Source organism: Bacteroidales bacterium (assembly GCA_018334875.1).
Taxonomy (GTDB): Bacteria; Bacteroidota; Bacteroidia; order Bacteroidales; family UBA12077; genus JAGXLC01.
In genome coordinates this window covers 1-15,955 of record JAGXLC010000078.1, presented here as the reverse complement: position 1 = coordinate 15,955, position 15,955 = coordinate 1, and the positions used below count along the sequence as shown (strand labels likewise).

Genomic DNA, 15,955 nt, shown 5'->3' with positions numbered 1-15,955 from the left:
ACCAGAGAGGTGATCACACTTATAGAAAAATACCGAACTTCAACGGGGAATTGTTAGTCAATTGGTATAGGATTTACCTGCCTTCCGGCAGGCGGGGAATTTAGAATTTAGAGTTTAGAATTTAGAATTTAGAATTTAGAGTTTAGAATTTAGAGTTTAGAATTTAGAGTTTAGAGTTTAGAGTTTAGAATTTAGCATTTAGGATTTAGAATTTAGGCTTTCCAGTTTATCTGGTTTTTTTTATTTTTGAATGATTATTCAATGGGGTTTTAACAACAATATGATTGCAGGCTTTATTACCATAAGAATATTGGATATTTTGGACATCCTGCTGGTTGCTTTTCTGTTATATCAGTTTTATAACCTCATTAAAGGAACAGTAGCCATCAACATTTTCGTTGGGATATTTTCCTTGTATCTTCTGTGGCTTATTGTAAGAGCTCTTGACATGGAGCTTCTCAGTTCCATCCTGGGCCAGGTGATCGGAGGAGGTTTAATTGCCCTGATCATTGTATTTCAGCAGGAGATCAGAAGGTTCCTTCTTATCGTAGGCAGCCGGTATATATCCAATTATCAATTTTCCCTGGCCAATTTGTTTTCGCTAAAAACAAAGGCAAAGCCCAGGATAAAGACTACTGAGATCGTAAAAGCCTGTACGGATATGTCGGCCTTTAAAACGGGCGCCCTTATTGCGATAGCCCGGAGGGATAACCTGAATCATTATGAAAAAACGGGGGTGATTATTAATGCGGATACATCCAATCGTTTGCTGCAGAGCATTTTTTTTAAGAACAATCCTTTGCATGATGGTTCTGTGATCATCCGTAAAGATAAGATCATTGCTGCAAGCTGTGCATTGCCTACTTCTGAAAGGGTGGATCTTCCTCCCCGGTTTGGTATGCGCCACAGAGCTGCCATAGGACTGACGGAACGAACCGATGCAGTGGTCATTGTGGTATCGGAAGAAACAGGAGCCATTTCTTTTGCGAAACATGGTGAGCTTGAAACCAATATCGGACCGAACCGGCTCAGACAAATACTTAAAGAAAATTTTGAGAAAGAATAAAGACATTTTATGGTGGTTTTAAACTCTATATTAAGCTATAAGCTAGTAGAAACAAGTAATTTGACGATTACTTTATATGATCTCGTTATGGCTTTTGTTATAGTTGGGGTTACTCTTGCGATATTGTGGGGCCTCAAACGCCTATTTAAAAAATCCCTTTTTAAAAGAGCCGGGGATCAAACAAAAGGCTTTGCGGTATTTCAACTCGTTAAATATCTTATATGGATTATTGTTATATTTCTGATCCTGGATACCGTTGGCATAAAAATTACTTTACTCCTGGCCGGGTCCACAGCCCTGCTGATCGGTGTTGGACTTGGCCTGCAACAGGTATTTAAGGACCTTATTTCAGGCTTGTTTCTATTGTTTGAAGGCAATCTTAAGTTGGGGGATGTGGTAGAGCTTGATGGAATTATCGGTATCGTGAAGGAAATTGGCTTCCGCACCACCAAGATCGAAAGCCGCGACAACATCATTCTGATCATTCCCAATTCAAAATTTATAGAGGAAAATGTAATCAACTGGAGTATCATTGAACAGCGCACCAGGTTTTATGTGGGGGTGGGGGTAGCCTATGGATCGGATGTGGAGCTTGTTAAAAAAATACTTGAAGAATGTGCTTATGAACATGAGGGAATTACAGATACACCCAAACCCTTTGTGCGGTTTTACGATTTTGGAAATTCTTCGCTTGACTTTCAGTTGTATTTCTGGACCAACAATGCTTTTCGGGTAGAAAATATCAAAAGCGACCTGCGGTTTTCAATCAACCTAAAATTCAAGGAAAACGGCGTAAGAATACCTTTCCCGCAGCGGGATGTCCATATTAAGGAATAATCGTCTATCCTTACCGGTCAAATTCTTGCTTTTATTGACACAACTTGCCCGGTAAAGTACTTAACATCGCGTTATAAAGGTGCTTGTTTCTTAAGGTTGTGAATCGCCTCGATGGTTCCGATAACAAAGAGGCAATCCCCGGCAAATAATCGTTCTGAAGGCTCTATTTTAGTTATTTGATTTTCACCTCTCCGGATTCCAATCAGGGTAACTTTATACTTTTGACGAAAACTGAGTTCCGCTAATGATCTTTCTGCAAGTTTGGAGTCATGAGCAACTCTTATTTCCGCAACTTCAAATCGGGCTTCGTCTTTCTTGTCTTTAATCATTTCATACTGATGGAGTAACCTTTCGGCCTCCTTTAACCAGGCAGGAGTTCCAACAATAAGCAGACGATCACCTGAAGAAATCCTGAAATCCGGTTCCGGCTCAAAATATACATGTCCACTCCGCCTGACAGCAAGAATAGATACTCCCGTCATTGGTCTCAACGAAATGTCTCTTATGGTTTGTCCCGTGACATTAGTATCCGGGCGTATACGTACTTCTAAAAAAGAAATGGGCCAATTTAGATTTTCGGGAAGGACGTCCATCGCATAAGTTAAAGTATCTCCCGCTTGCTCTGCTGCATCGGCAAGGGGTCGCAATACAAGATTAATTCCGGCATTTTCAAATTCACCGGCTTCTTTTTCACTGGAAGCTGTCAAGGCTATTTTCCCTTCAAACTTATTTTCTTTGAGATGTCTGACAAGGGTTATATTCATCTCTCTTGATCGTACTGTACTGACTATCCAATGTACACTATTTAATGGTAAATGTTCACACATTTCCGGGTCGGTAATGTCACCATATAATACGGTTACTCCCTGTTTGTGCCATTTATCAAGATTACCGGGGTCAAAATCAACTCCCAATATGGATTTATTCCGCTGAAGAAGGTAGTTTGCCAGTCCGCCCCCATATCGTCCCAAACCTATTATAATTACGTCTTGGGTTTTATTTTCTTTAAGGCTATCTATGGCAGCTTCCCGGTATGGATTTCGTTTTTCAAATAGCTTCAAAGGAGCGGACAGGAGCCTGTAAAGCTGATCGGAATATAGGATCATATAAGTAGAAGTAAAAATGGTTATAACTCCAACCAGGGTTATAAGCCCTACGGTTTCTTCTGTAATATGCCCTATGGTTAAACCCATGGCTGCCAGGATAAGAGAAAATTCGCTGATCTGAGCTACCGTTAGGCCCGCCTTAAAACCAGTACGTCTTCTATATCCCATTAGTCCCATAATAGTAAGCACGATCAACGGGTTACCAATAAGCACGAATAAGGAAAGAATAATTGACGGTTTCACCTGCGGACCCACAATGCTCCAATCCAGACTTGCTCCAAGGTCAATAAAGAAAAACAGAAGAAGGAAATCGCGAAGCGTTGTCAAGCGAGCTCCTATGGATTCTCTGTATTCAGTCGATGCCAGAGAAATTCCTGCTAAAAATGCTCCTACTTCTTTGCTGAATCCAAGTATCTCACTGCCTGCCCCAAGAAGAACCGCCCATGCAATCGCAAAGAGTGTCAATAGTTCTAAAGAATGGGCGAGCCTTTTGGTGAGGTAAGGAAGAACATATTTCATTAGCAAGGCGACAATCATTAACAACCCCAATCCTTTAGCAGCAATTATCAATGCAGAAATGTAAGCCGGCCCTTCATTATCGACTGATGACCCCAGAGCTGTCAAGCCAACCAGAGCAAGAATTGCAGCAATATCTTGAACGATCAGAAAGCCGATGGCAATCTGTCCATGAAGCGAATCAATTTCTTTTTTATCAGATAAGAGTTTTACAATGATAATCGTGCTTGAAAAAGTAAGCGCCACGGCAACATATGCTGCTGTAAGTAACGACATATTGAAGGTTATGGCTATCAGGAATCCGATGATTGAAGTAAAAACAATTTGACCCAGGCCTGTAACTATTGCAACCGGCCCGGTTGTTTGAATTAAATGCATATCGAGCTTCAGTCCAACAATAAACAACAAAAGTGTGATACCTATTTGAGCCAATAACTCTATTTGCTCATGGCTTTGTATGATTCCCAAACCTGAGGGCCCGGCAAGAATTCCCGCGGCGAGAAACATGATTACCAGTGGTTGTCGTAACTTCAGTCCAATAATGCCAAACAGCGTTGCCAAACCCAAAATGGTGGCGATTTCACTAAATGTACTTCCTTCAACCATACAAAAAAGCTTTTTTATTATCTACTTTTTTCCTTTCAGTCCGAATTTGGACAGGTCGGCTTTTGATTCATTATTGTGCAGGAGCCGCTCGATATTTTTCTGATGCGTAAAAATGATCAGAAGGGGGATGGCTATTGAAAAAATAACCAGGGGCAATGCATCGGAATTAAAGATGATAAGGGTGAGGATGGGGAATGATATTCCTGCTATGATAGAGCTTAAAGAAACGTAGCGGGTAGCAAAAAGTGTGACAAAAAAAACGCCGGCCATGATCAGCGTAGGAAGGAGGCTGATCCCCAAAATAACACCGAAAAGGGTAGCAACACCCTTGCCTCCCTTAAATCCGACGTAAAGTGGAAATACATGCCCGAGTATGGCAGCTACACCCAAAATGAGTTGCAAGGTTAAAAAGTATTCAGGGTTGGAGATTAATTCGGGGTTTAAGTTGGCCAGTTTTACAGCCAGGAACCCTTTCATAAGATCGAGGATGAATACAATGATTCCGGGTTTTGTGCCCAAAACCCGGAAGGTATTGGTGGCACCTGCGTTACCACTGCCATATTCTCTCACATCTGTATTAAAAAACATCCGGCCTATCCAGATTGAGGATGGAATGGATCCGATTAAATAAGCACCTGGAACGATTAATATATTAACCAACTGTAGCATTTGTTAATTTTTGTTTGAAAATTAAATTGTCTTATAATTAAACTTTATAGTTCGCAAACAATTGCACAAAACTTTTACAAAAATAATAAGAAATTAAGTGGGTCTGGGGGTGCATTCTCATTTTATTCCAGATTGTTTAGAATTTCGGATTTAGAATTTAGAATTTTATTTTCTGAGACTTCTTCAGGAACAGATTGTATGATTAAACCTGTAGAAAACATTTTCCAGGGAAAACATTTAAACGGAAACCCTGAGGAACCATTCCTGAGACTTTCCGGTTATCCGGAAACCTTCAGGAACCATTCCTGGTACTTTCCGGTTGTCCGGAAACCTTCAGGAACCATTCCCGGAACTTTCCGGTTGTCCGGAAACCTTCAGGAACCATTCCCGGAACATTCCGGTTGTCCGGAAACCTTCAGGAACCGTTCCTGGAACTTTCCGGTTATCCGGAAACCTTCAGGAACCATTCCCCACTTTTTACAACGCTACAAGCCAGATGTTTGATCCAGATATAACATAATACATAAATATTAACAACCGAAAAACTCATAATCATGGTAAACACTGTTTTTATGTATGACTCATTTTTTACATGCTATTTCCCCGGGCATTGTTTTTTTATGTTTGCCTTAATTTTATTGCCGTACTTTTTATTGAACGTATGGCTGAATGTTTGAGCCAGTTTTTGAGCCTGCCGGTCATATGCTTTCCCGTCATCCCACGTGTTTCCGGGGAAGAGCATTTCGCGCGGAATACCAGGACAATTTTCCGGTATATCCAGATGAAACAGCTCGTCATGATGGAAATTTTCTTTTTCAATTATTCCTGAAAAGGCAGCGTCGATCATTTTTCGGGTATAGGTTATGTCAATTCTTTTTCCTTTGCCATAAGGGCCGCCGGTCCATCCTGTGTTGATCAGATATACATTTGTGTTGAACCGGCTGAGCTTTTCACCGAGCATTTCTGCATAAACGTCGGGGTTGGCAGGCATGAAAGGCTGGCCGAAAAATCTGGAAAAAGTGGCTTGAGGTTCTGTGATGCCTGTTTCTGTGCCCGGGACTTTACTGGTGTATCCCATAAGAAACCATAGCATGGCCTGATCCGGGTTCAATTTGGAAATGGGTGGCAATACCCCGTAGGCATCAGCAGTTAAAAACAGAATGGTTTTGGGATGCCCTGAAACCGATGAACTTTTTATATTCTGAAGATAATCCAGCGGATAGGAGGCCCTTGAATTTGGAGTGAGCCGTTCATCATTGAAATCAAATTCCCGGTTGGGATATATCATGGCATTTTCCACGATGGTACCGTGTTGGGTGTATTCATCCTCGTGCATGACTGCATCGTAGATTTCCGGTTCCTTCTCCGGATCAATATTGATCATCTTGGCGTAACAGCCATTCTCGAAGTTGGCTATCCCTCTATCATTCCATCCGTGTTCGTCATCTCCGAGCAGGGCCCGGCTGGGATCGGCGGAGAGGGTGGTTTTGCCGGTACCTGAAAGGCCCAGGAGCAAAGCACAGTCGCCTTCAGAGCTTTCATTGGCTGAACAATGAAGGGGTAAAATACCATGTCGGGGCAGATAGTAGTTCATTACGGTGAACATGAGTTTTTTTACACTGCCTAAATAGGCTGATCCGATGATGATGCCCATGCTTCTTTCAAAATCCATTGCCACAATCATATCAGAGGTGGTTCCGTCTTCCAGTTTCCTCAGTATCCCGTCATACCGGTTTTTATCCAGTTTATTGTGCGGCAGGGAGATCAGGTAAAAATCTTCGTTGTGAAAAATGCTTTGTTCAATTTCTTCAGGTACAGGGCGGAACATATTTAAGGTGAATAAGGCAGTAAGGGCATGATCCGTAATGGTTTTTACCGGCAGGGCATAGCCCGGGTCGGCACCGATCACCCGGTCGGTCACAAAGATATTTTCCTTTGAATTCAGATATTTACGTGCATCCTGCAGCACCATGTTAAATGTTTCCTCATCCAGGGACAGGTTGTTGGGGGAGTCCCAGTCAATGGTTCCCTTGTTTTCAGTACTCTGAACAATCAATGTATCTCTGGGGCTTCGGCCTGTGGATTCTTTGGAAGTCCAGGTTGCCAGTGCACCCTGCCGGGATACGAAGGCTTCTTCGTTATCCAGCACGTGCTGAATGATCTTTTCTCGCCGGAGGTTAGAAAGAACATGGTCCTTTGATTTCAGCAAAAGATCGATTTTTGATTTAAGAGGATGGGAATTCATGGCATCTTTAGGTCTTTTCGGTTTTAACCCAAAGGTAAGGATTATAAATCAAATAAGAGAGACTGTCCATGTGTTATAGGACAGCCTCTCTTATTTTATTTCTGACTATTGTTAATAGTCTTTGTTATTGGTTTTGCTCCTCCTTAATGGCTGCCTGCGCTGCAGCGAGACGAGCAATGGGTACCCTGTATGGTGAGCAGCTTACATAGTTCATGCCCACCCCGTGGCAGAATTCCACAGAACTGGGTTCACCGCCATGCTCACCGCAGATACCAACCTTAAGGTCTTTACGGGTTTGTCTTCCTCGTTTTGTACCCATTTCAACCAGTTGTCCAACGCCTTCCTGGTCGAGAATCTGGAATGGGTCATCCTTAAGGATCCCGTTGTTCATGTAAACGGGGAGGAATTTACCTGCATCATCCCTTGAGAAACCAAAGGTCATCTGGGTAAGGTCGTTGGTACCAAAGGAGAAGAATTCGGCTGATTCTGCAATTTTATCTGCAATTACGGTTGCACGCGGTACTTCGATCATGGTACCGACGAGGTAATCAACCCTGTCGTTGTATTCTTCAAATACTTTTTCTGCAGTTCTCCGGGCAATGTCTTCCTGCATTTTCATTTCCTCGTAGATACCGGTCAGGGGTACCATAATTTCCGGATAGGCTTTGATGCCTTTCTTCTTGAGGTTAAGAGCAGCCTCAATAATTGCTCTCACCTGCATTTCAGTAATCTCCGGATAGGTATTACCCAGGCGGCAGCCTCTGTGTCCCAGCATGGGGTTCATTTCATGAAGAGAATCAACGGTTTTCTGAACTTCTTCTAGGCTTACACCCAGTTCATCGGCCATTTGCTGCTGATTCTTCTCTTCATGGGGAACAAATTCGTGCAATGGCGGATCAAGCAACCTTACGGTTACCGGCAGATCCTGCATGGCTTCAAATATGCCCTCGAAATCCTCCCGTTGCATGGGGAGCAATTTGTGCAATGCTTTTACCCGGTCTTCTTTCTTGGTGGAGAGGATCATCTCACGCATGGCTGTGATCCGGTCGCCTTCGAAGAACATATGCTCGGTCCGGCATAGTCCGATGCCGATTGCTCCAAACTCCCTGGCCGTTTTGGAGTCATAGGGTGTATCGGCATTCGTGCGCACGCCCATTTTGGCATATTTTTCGGAAAGCTCCATTACCCGGGCAAAGTTTCCGCTTAATTCGGGATCGTGTGTAGGCACTTTTCCTTCGTACATTTCACCGGTACTTCCGTTAAGAGAAACCCATTCACCTTCTTGATAGGTTTTTCCTTCAACGGTCATGGTTTTTTTCCGGTAATTGATCTGGACACTGCCTGCGCCTGCAATACAGCATTTTCCCATACCCCTTGCCACAACAGCGGCGTGGGATGTCATGCCTCCGCGGGAAGTCAGGATTCCTCTGGCCAGGTTCATGCCTTTCAAGTCTTCCGGAGAAGTTTCCGTCCTTGCCAGAATTACGTCTTTGCCTTGATTGCCCCATTCTTCAGCATCATCTGCAAAAAATACGAGCTGACCGGTAGCAGCGCCCGGAGATGCAGGCAAGCCTTTGGCGATGGTGGTGGCTTCTTTCAGGCCTTCAGGATTAAATACCGGATGGAGCAATTCGTCCAGTTTATTGGGTTCATTTCGCAGAATGGCTGTTTTTTCATCAAGTATACCTTCATCCAGCATATCCATAGCTATTTTGACCATGGCCGCGCCGGTACGTTTACCGTTACGGGTCTGTAGTAACCATAGTTTCCCTTCCTGAATGGTAAACTCAAGGTCCTGCATGTCTTTGTAATGCTTTTCCAGACTTTCCTGTATATCATACAGTTCTTTGTATATGTCTGGGAACATCTCTTCAAGAGAAGGAAATGTTTTCTTCCTCTCTTCTTCTGAAACTCCCTGAAGCTTGGCCCAGTTCTGTGATCCAGCCTTGGTGATTTGTTGGGGAGTACGAATACCTGCCACAACATCTTCACCCTGTGCATTCATCAGAAATTCACCGTTGAAAACATTTTCACCGGTTGCAGCATCTCTGGTAAAGGCAACTCCTGTACCGGAATCTTCTCCCATATTACCGAATACCATAGCCATTACATTTATAGCAGTACCCCATTCTTCGGGTATTTTGTGCATCTGGCGATAATACTTTGCTCGCGGGGTATTCCAGCTATCGAACACAGCCATAATGGCACCCCACAACTGTTCCCAGGGATCCTGGGGAAATTCTTTTCCAAGGCGCTTTTTGATGATATTCTTGAATTCCTGAACCATGTTTTTCAGGTCGTCGGTGGTCAGATCCACGTCCTTTTCAACCCCTTTCTTTTCTTTCAGATTCTCAATGATCTCTTCAAACGGATCGGGATCTTCTTTGCTTTCGGGTTCCAACCCCATAACCACGTCTCCATACATTTGGATAAACCTTCTGTAGGAGTCCCATGCGAACCTGTCGTTGTTGGTTTTTTTGGCAAGACCCTGTACGGCTTCATCGTTTAAACCGAGATTCAGCACTGTGTCCATCATTCCCGGCATGGAAACCCTTGCGCCAGATCTTACAGAGAGCAGGCAAGGCGTTTCATTACTCCCAAACTTGGTGTTGGTTTGTTCTTCAATCTTTGCTATCTCTTTTTCTACATCATCCTTAAGGACTTCAACGATTTTTTCTCTGCCAAGTTTGTTGTATTCAGTACAAACCTCTGTGGTAATTGTAAAGCCCGGAGGTACCGGCACCCCTGTTGAGCTCATTTCAGCAAGATTAGCACCTTTGCCGCCGAGCAGATTCTTCATGTGCGCTCCGCCTTCAGCTTGTCTATTTCCAAAACTGTAAACTCTTTTTTCTGCCATCTTTTCTCTTTTTTAAAAGTTTGACTATTAGTTCTCTGTGTTTCTACAAAAATTAGAGGTACAAATATATTCAAAATTTTGTGATTTGGTAAACAAATTTAATTTATACGAGTAATATTAAAAAATGAATTTAAATCTGAATTTTTATGGGAGACAAACAAAATCAAGCCGGTAAGTTTATTGTCTGTGGCGCAACCAGTGGTTTTGGCCACGCAGTTGCCCGGGCTCTGATAAAAGATGGGTTTCATATTGTTGCAGTTGCGCGTAATGAAGACAATTTGCAGAGCCTTCAGGATCAAAATCCCGGGAAAGTGGATTATGTAGCCGGAGATGTATCTGAGCCGGCCACACTCAGGCGTATTGCAGAAAGCTCGGATTCCGGATTTCTACATGGCATATTTCTGAATTCGGGAGGTCCCCCTGCAAAACTTATTGAGGAAACTACCCTTGAGGATTGGGATGAGGCCTATTCTTCCCTTTTGAAATGGAAAGTGGAATTAACCAGGATGCTTCTGCCCAAATTCAAGGATCAGCAATACGGAAGGATTTTGTTTTTAGAGAGTGCTTCGGTTAAGCAGCCTATAGAAAATCTGGTGCTGAGCACCTCCATGAGACTGGCAGTGGTAGGTTATGCCAAAACCCTCTCTGAAGAGATGGCCCATCTGGGAATCACGGTAAATGTTCTGGCACCGGGATTCCATAATACCAGGGCCCTTAACAGGTTATTTGAGAAAAAAAGCAAGGATGAAAATATCTCATTGGATGAAGCCAGAGAACGAATGAAACGCCAAACAAAGGTGGGGTTTATTGGCGATCCTGAAAAGCTTGCTTCACTGGCTAAATGGCTTTTGTCGGCAGAGTCTGAATACATTACCGGCCAAACCATCAGTGTAGACGGGGGAGTGATTAAAGGAATCCACGGATAATCGTTTTTTTAAGTTTGTAGTTCCTTGATGTTGAAATTCAGATCCGCTTCGCGTTCAAAGTCTTTTACTTCATCAATCATGTCCGGGTCATCCGGGTCGTAATACCAGGTGATTTCGATTTCACCTCCTTCATTTGAATATTTTTTCAGGAGCTCAAATATGTCCAAAAGGCATTTGGAGGTACTGGTATTAAAATACATTAGTTTGACATTGAAGTATAATTTGCGTTTTTCTTTTTCGGTGAATTCTTTTATCCAATTGATAAGGGGGAGATAAAATTTATAGGCTTCTTCCATATACGATTCACCTTCAATTTCACACACTCCTGTTTCGGCATTAAAGTAGATACCGGGATAATAAGGCGCCGAAGCTTCTCGCTCAAGATTAATGTTATTCATTCTTGTCAAATTTTACGGTCAATTTAAAATAAGAATAATGTCTGTCCTTTTCTATTATATTAAAATCTAAATGATTGTTGGAAATAAGTCTGGCCTGAACCAGCCCGATACGGGCACCGAGTTTATTGCTTTCTGAGCTTTTTCGCAATTCTCTTTTCAGGTATTTCAGATCTTCCAAAGCTGAATTGTTGATGATATCGCATCGTTGTGACAGAACATTCGCATCTTTTGTTTTTACCAGATTTTTGGTCATCAATTGGTATTGATCCCCATCTTCTGTAATTCTTATTTCTCCGATTCCAATTCTCTTCGATTCACTATTGAGGGTGATGTATTCTTCTGCGTAATAGGCGACGTTCTGGGACAATTCCACATAGATCTTGAATAATTTTTTTTGAATCAGAGAATGGTTTTCTGTCATAATTTTCAGATAATTCCCGAAAATGGTCAGTAAATCAATAAAGAAGGGGCCTTCGTAAGAAAGCAGGCTCCGCTCTGTCTCTATTAAGTGGGTACTAATGCGATGTATGGTATCTTTTTCTTGCATGAATTAAATAATTTTTGCTCCCAGTACGGTGATGTCGTCTCTTTGTTCGGAATTGCCCTTGAATTCGTCAAGAGCCATTTCCATTTCATTGTGTTGTATTTCAAGAGATTGACCTGCATTATGATTGAGTACTTTTAAAAACCGTTTGCTGCTAAATCGCTTCCGGGAATTATTTACCTGATCGAAAATGCCATCGGTAGTCAGGTATAGTATATCCTCCTTTTGAAGGTTTAGCTGCTTGGTAGTAAACTCCTTTCCCTTTTTGTTTTTGTTGATTCCACCGATAGAATATCGGTCTCCTCTGATTTTATTAATTTCTCCTTCGCTTTTGCTGTAATAATATAATGGCCTTTTGGCTCCGGCAAAACGGATGATTTTTTGGTGATTATCTGTATGTTCCATGCTGATAAGGCATACATCCATTCCATCGGTGTTATCAGTGGTTTCTTGTCTCAATGCTTCAACAATGTATTGATTCAACAATTCAAGTATTTTTGCAGGTTCCACAATACGTTTTTCAGAAATGATCTCATTGAATATGCGGTTTCCGATCATTGACATGAATGCACCCGGCACCCCGTGCCCTGTGCAATCCACAACTGCAAGAAATGTTATCGGCCGGGGCATGCCGTTTTCGTGTACCTGGGTAAACCAGTAAAAGTCCCCTGAAACGATATCTTTAGGACGGTATAAAACGAAAATATCAAATTCTTTCTTTAACTCAGATTGAACCGGGAGTATGGCAGACTGGATATTTTCTGCATAAGTCAGACTATCGTTTAATTTGTTATTCTGAATTTCCAGTTTATTCTTTTGTTCCTGAATCTGCTTGTTTTGAGCATTGATTTGCTGATATTGTGCTTCCAGCTTTTTGTGGGCTTTTTTCTTTTGTTTGTAGAAACGATAAAGCAGAATGGAAAATCCGGCAATCAATACAAATCCTATGATCAAGGAGTTGCGGATGGTTCTTTCCAGCTTAAGCTGGGCCTGTTTCTTTTTGATTTCCAGTTCTTTCATCTCAAGTTGCATCTGTCTTTCACGACTGATGCGTTCAGCCCTTTGCAGGCTGTCCTGAGTTCTTTTTCTTTTACTGACCTCCTCGTTCAGTTCATCTTGTGTTTTTTGTTTTTCAGCCTGAGCCTGATTTACCTTACTTTCGGATTTATTCTGGATATCGGAGATCCTTTCCTCTTTTAAGTGCTTATCAACGGAGGAGAACAGGTCAAAATATTTGATGCTTTTTTCGGAGTTGCCCAGTTTTTTGAAGTTTTCAGAGAGCAAACCGTAACAGGACCTTACGGATTTCATATCATCCTGTTCTTTGGCTAATGCCAGAGCTTCCTGAGCATGTTGGTTGGATTGTTTAAAATTATTCATTGCCTGATGGGTCTGAGCCAGGTTGATCAGGCCGGACAGGATGCTGTTTTTTAAATCCAGTTCCCTGCTTATCTTTACCCCCCTCTGAAAGGATTCCAGTGCCTGGTCGTATTGTTCCTTCTGAGAGTAGATCATGCCCAGGTAATAGCTTGTCAGTTTAATCCCGTTTTTGTTATCCAGTTTTTCATTGATCTCCCGGCAACGCTCAAAATACTCCTTAGCTTTGTTATAAAGGTTGTTTTGCCAGTATATGAAAGCCACTTTATTGGAATATTCCAGCTCTTTTCTAATGTTGTTTTCATTGCGGTGCCGGGTGATTTGTTCTTCATACTTTTCTAATTCCTTCTGGTCCCCCGGGTTCAGACTTTGTGCAACAGCAGACTCACCTGTTGAAAAAAATAACCATACAAATAAAATAAGCGTTATGTATAGGCGCGTCTGCATTGTATAATTTTTCAAATTTTCAATATTAACCGATTTTGATACCCACCACCAAGACATCGTCAAGCTGTTCATATCCTTCCTTCCATTTGTGAAATGTTTGTTCGAGTATTTCTTTTTGTTTTTTTAACGCGGTACCATTGCTTCCGATCAGGAGTTCCTTAAAATATTTGTACCTGAATTTTTTTCCCTTAGGTCCGCCGAATTGATCGGGAAACCCGTCCGTGAACAAATACAGGGTGTCTCCCTTATCCACTTTTATCTCATGTGTAGTGAATGGCTTATTATAATTGAAATTGATCCCCACAGGTATACGATCTCCTTTAATCTCCCTCAATCCTTTGTTATTGACTATATAAAGCGGATTGTTGGCACCTGCAAATTTGATAATATGATGGGTATAGTCGATGATACATAATGCCATATCCATGCCGTCATGGGTTTCTCCATGACCTCCGGTTTGATGGAGTGAAGAGATCACATAATCCCTCAGCGCTTCGAGAATTTCATTTGGATTTTCAAGGGATTTATTTTTGATGACCTGATTGAGGAAAATGAGAGCCATCATGTGCATCAGTGCCCCGGAAACTCCGTGCCCGGTACAATCTCCAACGGCAATAATCGCTTTGTTCTCCTTTTTTTCAACCCAGTAAAAATCACCACTTACAAAGTGTTTTGGTATATTGAGAATGAAATGTTGGGGAAATATCTCGCTGAAAAGCGATTGTTTGGGCAGTATTGCATCCTGTATCCGCTTGGCATATTTTAAATCCGCAGTAATTTCCTTGTCTTTTCTGTTTATGATTTCTTTTTGCCGAAGCACTGACTCATGCTGCCTGATAATCTTATGGTTCCGTTTTTCAATCTCCAGTTTTTGTTTTTCTATGGCCCTGTAGGAATCGACGAGGTTTAAAGCCGACCGGGTTCGAATGATCAGGTTATTCCTGGTTAAGGGTTTTTGAATAAAATCCGTTGCCCCGGCATCAAAAGCCTCCTGAAAATTATTCCTGGCGGTAATGACAAGAAGGGGTATGTGTTGGGTATGGTGGTTGCTTTTCAGAAAACGGATCACATCAATACCGTTCATCTGTGGCAAGTTAATATCTACGAATATTATATCCGGATATTGACTGATTGCTTTTTCACAAACCTCCAAACCGTCATAAGCTATGAGGATTTCGTAATTTTCGCTATGGGATTTTAAAACCTCTTCAGCAAACATTAAATCCAGTTCTGAATCGTCTCCCAGCAATATGGTATATTCTTTCTTACTTATCAAAGCAGTATGATATATTCCTTCTTACGTATCAAATCGGTTGAGGTTTCTTCTTAATGATGATGATCGTGCTCGAAAATACGAATTCGTTCGGAAAAATTCCATGAGTTGTTAAAATTGTTTGATTTAATATCTTTGTATTTTGACGGATGAACATCAGATTGTTTTGAAACTTTATCTGAGATATGTTAAAGATGTGTTTAAAATAAAAAGGAGAATCAATTTACGGAAACGATGAATAAAAATAGTGCGGATTATTGGATAGAACAACTGGATTTAGTCAAACATCCTGAAGGAGGTTATTACAGGGAAACATATAGACATCAAAAGAAGGTGGAAGGACGTAACCTGGCAACAAATATCTTCTATTTACTCCCTTCTCATGTGCCTTCGCGGTTTCACAGATTGAAGTATAATGAATACTGGTACTTTCATTATGGCTCCCCGATGAACCTGTATTTTTTTACCCCTCACTGTGAGTTTGAAAAGCATATTCTGGGGGATGACCCGGATAAGGATCAGCATCTGTCGTTGTTGGTACCGGGAGGCACCATTTTCGGGGCAGAAGTAACTGAACCGGAAGGCTTTATATTGGTTAGCTGCAATATGTCTCCGGGATTCCATTTCGAAGATTTTGAGATGTTTACACAAGAGGAATTGATTGAAAAATATCCGGAACATAAAGATACAATCAGAAAATTGCCATGTTAGTACCTTACCGGTCAAATTCTTGCTTTTTTTGGCAAAACTTGCCCTGTAAGGAGTCATTGCCAGCGATATTTTATAAAAATTTTCCGGTGGAGGTGTAAATTCAAATTTTTTTATGAGTTTTGCCCCTCCTAACCTGCATTATTCATAAATTTTTATAAATATGAATAAAATGTAGGTTAACCCCGACTTAGGTAGCCTGTCCCGAACTTGATTCGGGAAACTTAAATTTTTGAAAAAAATTTTAGTGAACCTTAGTCGCTGTCGGAGACAGGAATAATTCTTGAATTATTCGGGCTAAGTTTTTATTGTATTAATCTTTTAATTTTTGAAAAAAATGACCGACAAAAAACAAATTTTTGTTGTAGGCCTTGACGATT

The 15,955-nt window shown here is 41.6% G+C and carries 13 protein-coding genes; 5 read left to right on the top strand and 8 right to left on the bottom strand.

Going from position 1 to position 15,955, the window contains the following annotated elements:
* Positions 1–280 precede the first annotated feature (280 nt).
* Both cdaA and KGY70_08575 read left to right on the top strand, forming a co-directional pair.
* Positions 281–1,066, top strand: a complete 786-nt coding sequence (gene cdaA / locus KGY70_08580; protein MBS3775229.1) for a diadenylate cyclase CdaA — start codon at positions 281–283, stop codon at positions 1,064–1,066.
* Between the two features lie 87 nt (positions 1,067–1,153).
* Complete coding sequence (locus KGY70_08575; GenBank protein MBS3775228.1) at positions 1,154–1,903, top strand: mechanosensitive ion channel; 750 nt, start codon at positions 1,154–1,156, stop codon at positions 1,901–1,903.
* Between the two features lie 71 nt (positions 1,904–1,974).
* On the opposite strand, the gene KGY70_08570 is transcribed toward KGY70_08575, so the two are convergent.
* Both KGY70_08570 and plsY read right to left on the bottom strand, forming a co-directional pair.
* Positions 1,975–4,131, bottom strand: a complete 2,157-nt coding sequence (locus KGY70_08570; GenBank protein ID MBS3775227.1) for a cation:proton antiporter — start codon at positions 4,129–4,131, stop codon at positions 1,975–1,977.
* A 21-nt stretch (positions 4,132–4,152) separates the two neighbouring features.
* The gene (plsY, locus tag KGY70_08565; protein MBS3775226.1) at positions 4,153–4,800 is read right to left on the bottom strand and encodes a glycerol-3-phosphate 1-O-acyltransferase PlsY; all 648 of its coding nucleotides are present in this window, start codon (positions 4,798–4,800) and stop codon (positions 4,153–4,155) included.
* 198 nt (positions 4,801–4,998) lie between these two features.
* On the opposite strand from plsY, the gene KGY70_08560 reads away from it, so the two are divergent.
* Positions 4,999–5,304: a hypothetical protein gene (locus KGY70_08560; GenBank protein ID MBS3775225.1), complete on the top strand. Its 306-nt coding sequence runs from the start codon at positions 4,999–5,001 to the stop codon at positions 5,302–5,304.
* A 91-nt stretch (positions 5,305–5,395) separates the two neighbouring features.
* Here KGY70_08560 and KGY70_08555 read toward each other — a convergent pair whose 3' ends face one another.
* Positions 5,396–7,009, bottom strand: coding sequence for a phosphoenolpyruvate carboxykinase (ATP) (locus tag KGY70_08555; protein MBS3775224.1), 1,614 nt, complete (start codon positions 7,007–7,009; stop codon positions 5,396–5,398).
* Positions 7,010–7,169: 160 nt separating this feature from the next.
* The gene (ppdK, locus tag KGY70_08550) at positions 7,170–9,902 is read right to left on the bottom strand and encodes a pyruvate, phosphate dikinase (protein ID MBS3775223.1); all 2,733 of its coding nucleotides are present in this window, start codon (positions 9,900–9,902) and stop codon (positions 7,170–7,172) included.
* 146 nt (positions 9,903–10,048) lie between these two features.
* Between ppdK and KGY70_08545 the strand changes: the two genes are divergently transcribed.
* A complete protein-coding gene (locus KGY70_08545; protein MBS3775222.1) occupies positions 10,049–10,828 on the top strand; it encodes an SDR family oxidoreductase in 780 nt (259 codons plus the stop codon).
* 8 nt (positions 10,829–10,836) lie between these two features.
* Here the strand turns inward: KGY70_08545 and KGY70_08540 are convergent, their stop codons facing one another.
* From KGY70_08540 to KGY70_08525, 4 genes are read right to left on the bottom strand one after another with little or no spacing between them, the layout of a single operon-like run.
* Positions 10,837–11,226: a DUF1987 domain-containing protein gene (locus KGY70_08540; protein MBS3775221.1), complete on the bottom strand. Its 390-nt coding sequence runs from the start codon at positions 11,224–11,226 to the stop codon at positions 10,837–10,839.
* Entirely contained in the window at positions 11,219–11,773 is a 555-nt protein-coding gene (locus KGY70_08535) for a SiaB family protein kinase (GenBank protein ID MBS3775220.1), read from the bottom strand. The genes KGY70_08540 and KGY70_08535 overlap by 8 nt, the downstream gene beginning before the upstream one ends.
* A 3-nt stretch (positions 11,774–11,776) precedes the next feature.
* Positions 11,777–13,594: a SpoIIE family protein phosphatase gene (locus tag KGY70_08530; protein MBS3775219.1), complete on the bottom strand. Its 1,818-nt coding sequence runs from the start codon at positions 13,592–13,594 to the stop codon at positions 11,777–11,779.
* A 25-nt stretch (positions 13,595–13,619) separates the two neighbouring features.
* Positions 13,620–14,870 carry a SpoIIE family protein phosphatase gene (locus KGY70_08525; GenBank protein ID MBS3775218.1) on the bottom strand — a complete coding sequence of 417 codons (1,251 nt, stop codon included), beginning with the start codon at positions 14,868–14,870 and terminating at the stop codon, positions 13,620–13,622.
* Between the two features lie 231 nt (positions 14,871–15,101).
* Here KGY70_08525 and KGY70_08520 point away from each other — a divergent pair, with 231 nt between their 5' ends.
* A complete protein-coding gene (locus KGY70_08520; protein ID MBS3775217.1) occupies positions 15,102–15,578 on the top strand; it encodes a cupin domain-containing protein in 477 nt (158 codons plus the stop codon).
* The last annotated feature ends 377 nt before the right edge of the window (positions 15,579–15,955 follow it).

Excerpts from the sequence above, each read along its gene's own strand:
- KGY70_08520 (MBS3775217.1), top strand. The coding sequence starts at position 15,102 with ATGAATAAAAATAGTGCGGATTATTGGATAGAACAACTGGATTTAGTC.
- KGY70_08530 (MBS3775219.1), bottom strand. The coding sequence starts at position 13,594 with ATGCAGACGCGCCTATACATAACGCTTATTTTATTTGTATGGTTATTT.
- KGY70_08575 (MBS3775228.1), top strand. The coding sequence starts at position 1,154 with ATGGCTTTTGTTATAGTTGGGGTTACTCTTGCGATATTGTGGGGCCTC.
- KGY70_08545 (MBS3775222.1), top strand. The coding sequence starts at position 10,049 with ATGGGAGACAAACAAAATCAAGCCGGTAAGTTTATTGTCTGTGGCGCA.
- KGY70_08570 (MBS3775227.1), bottom strand. The coding sequence starts at position 4,131 with ATGGTTGAAGGAAGTACATTTAGTGAAATCGCCACCATTTTGGGTTTG.
- KGY70_08560 (MBS3775225.1), top strand. The coding sequence starts at position 4,999 with ATGATTAAACCTGTAGAAAACATTTTCCAGGGAAAACATTTAAACGGA.
- cdaA (MBS3775229.1), top strand. The coding sequence starts at position 281 with ATGATTGCAGGCTTTATTACCATAAGAATATTGGATATTTTGGACATC.
- ppdK (MBS3775223.1), bottom strand. The coding sequence starts at position 9,902 with ATGGCAGAAAAAAGAGTTTACAGTTTTGGAAATAGACAAGCTGAAGGC.
- KGY70_08540 (MBS3775221.1), bottom strand. The coding sequence starts at position 11,226 with ATGAATAACATTAATCTTGAGCGAGAAGCTTCGGCGCCTTATTATCCC.
- KGY70_08535 (MBS3775220.1), bottom strand. The coding sequence starts at position 11,773 with ATGCAAGAAAAAGATACCATACATCGCATTAGTACCCACTTAATAGAG.
- plsY (MBS3775226.1), bottom strand. The coding sequence starts at position 4,800 with ATGCTACAGTTGGTTAATATATTAATCGTTCCAGGTGCTTATTTAATC.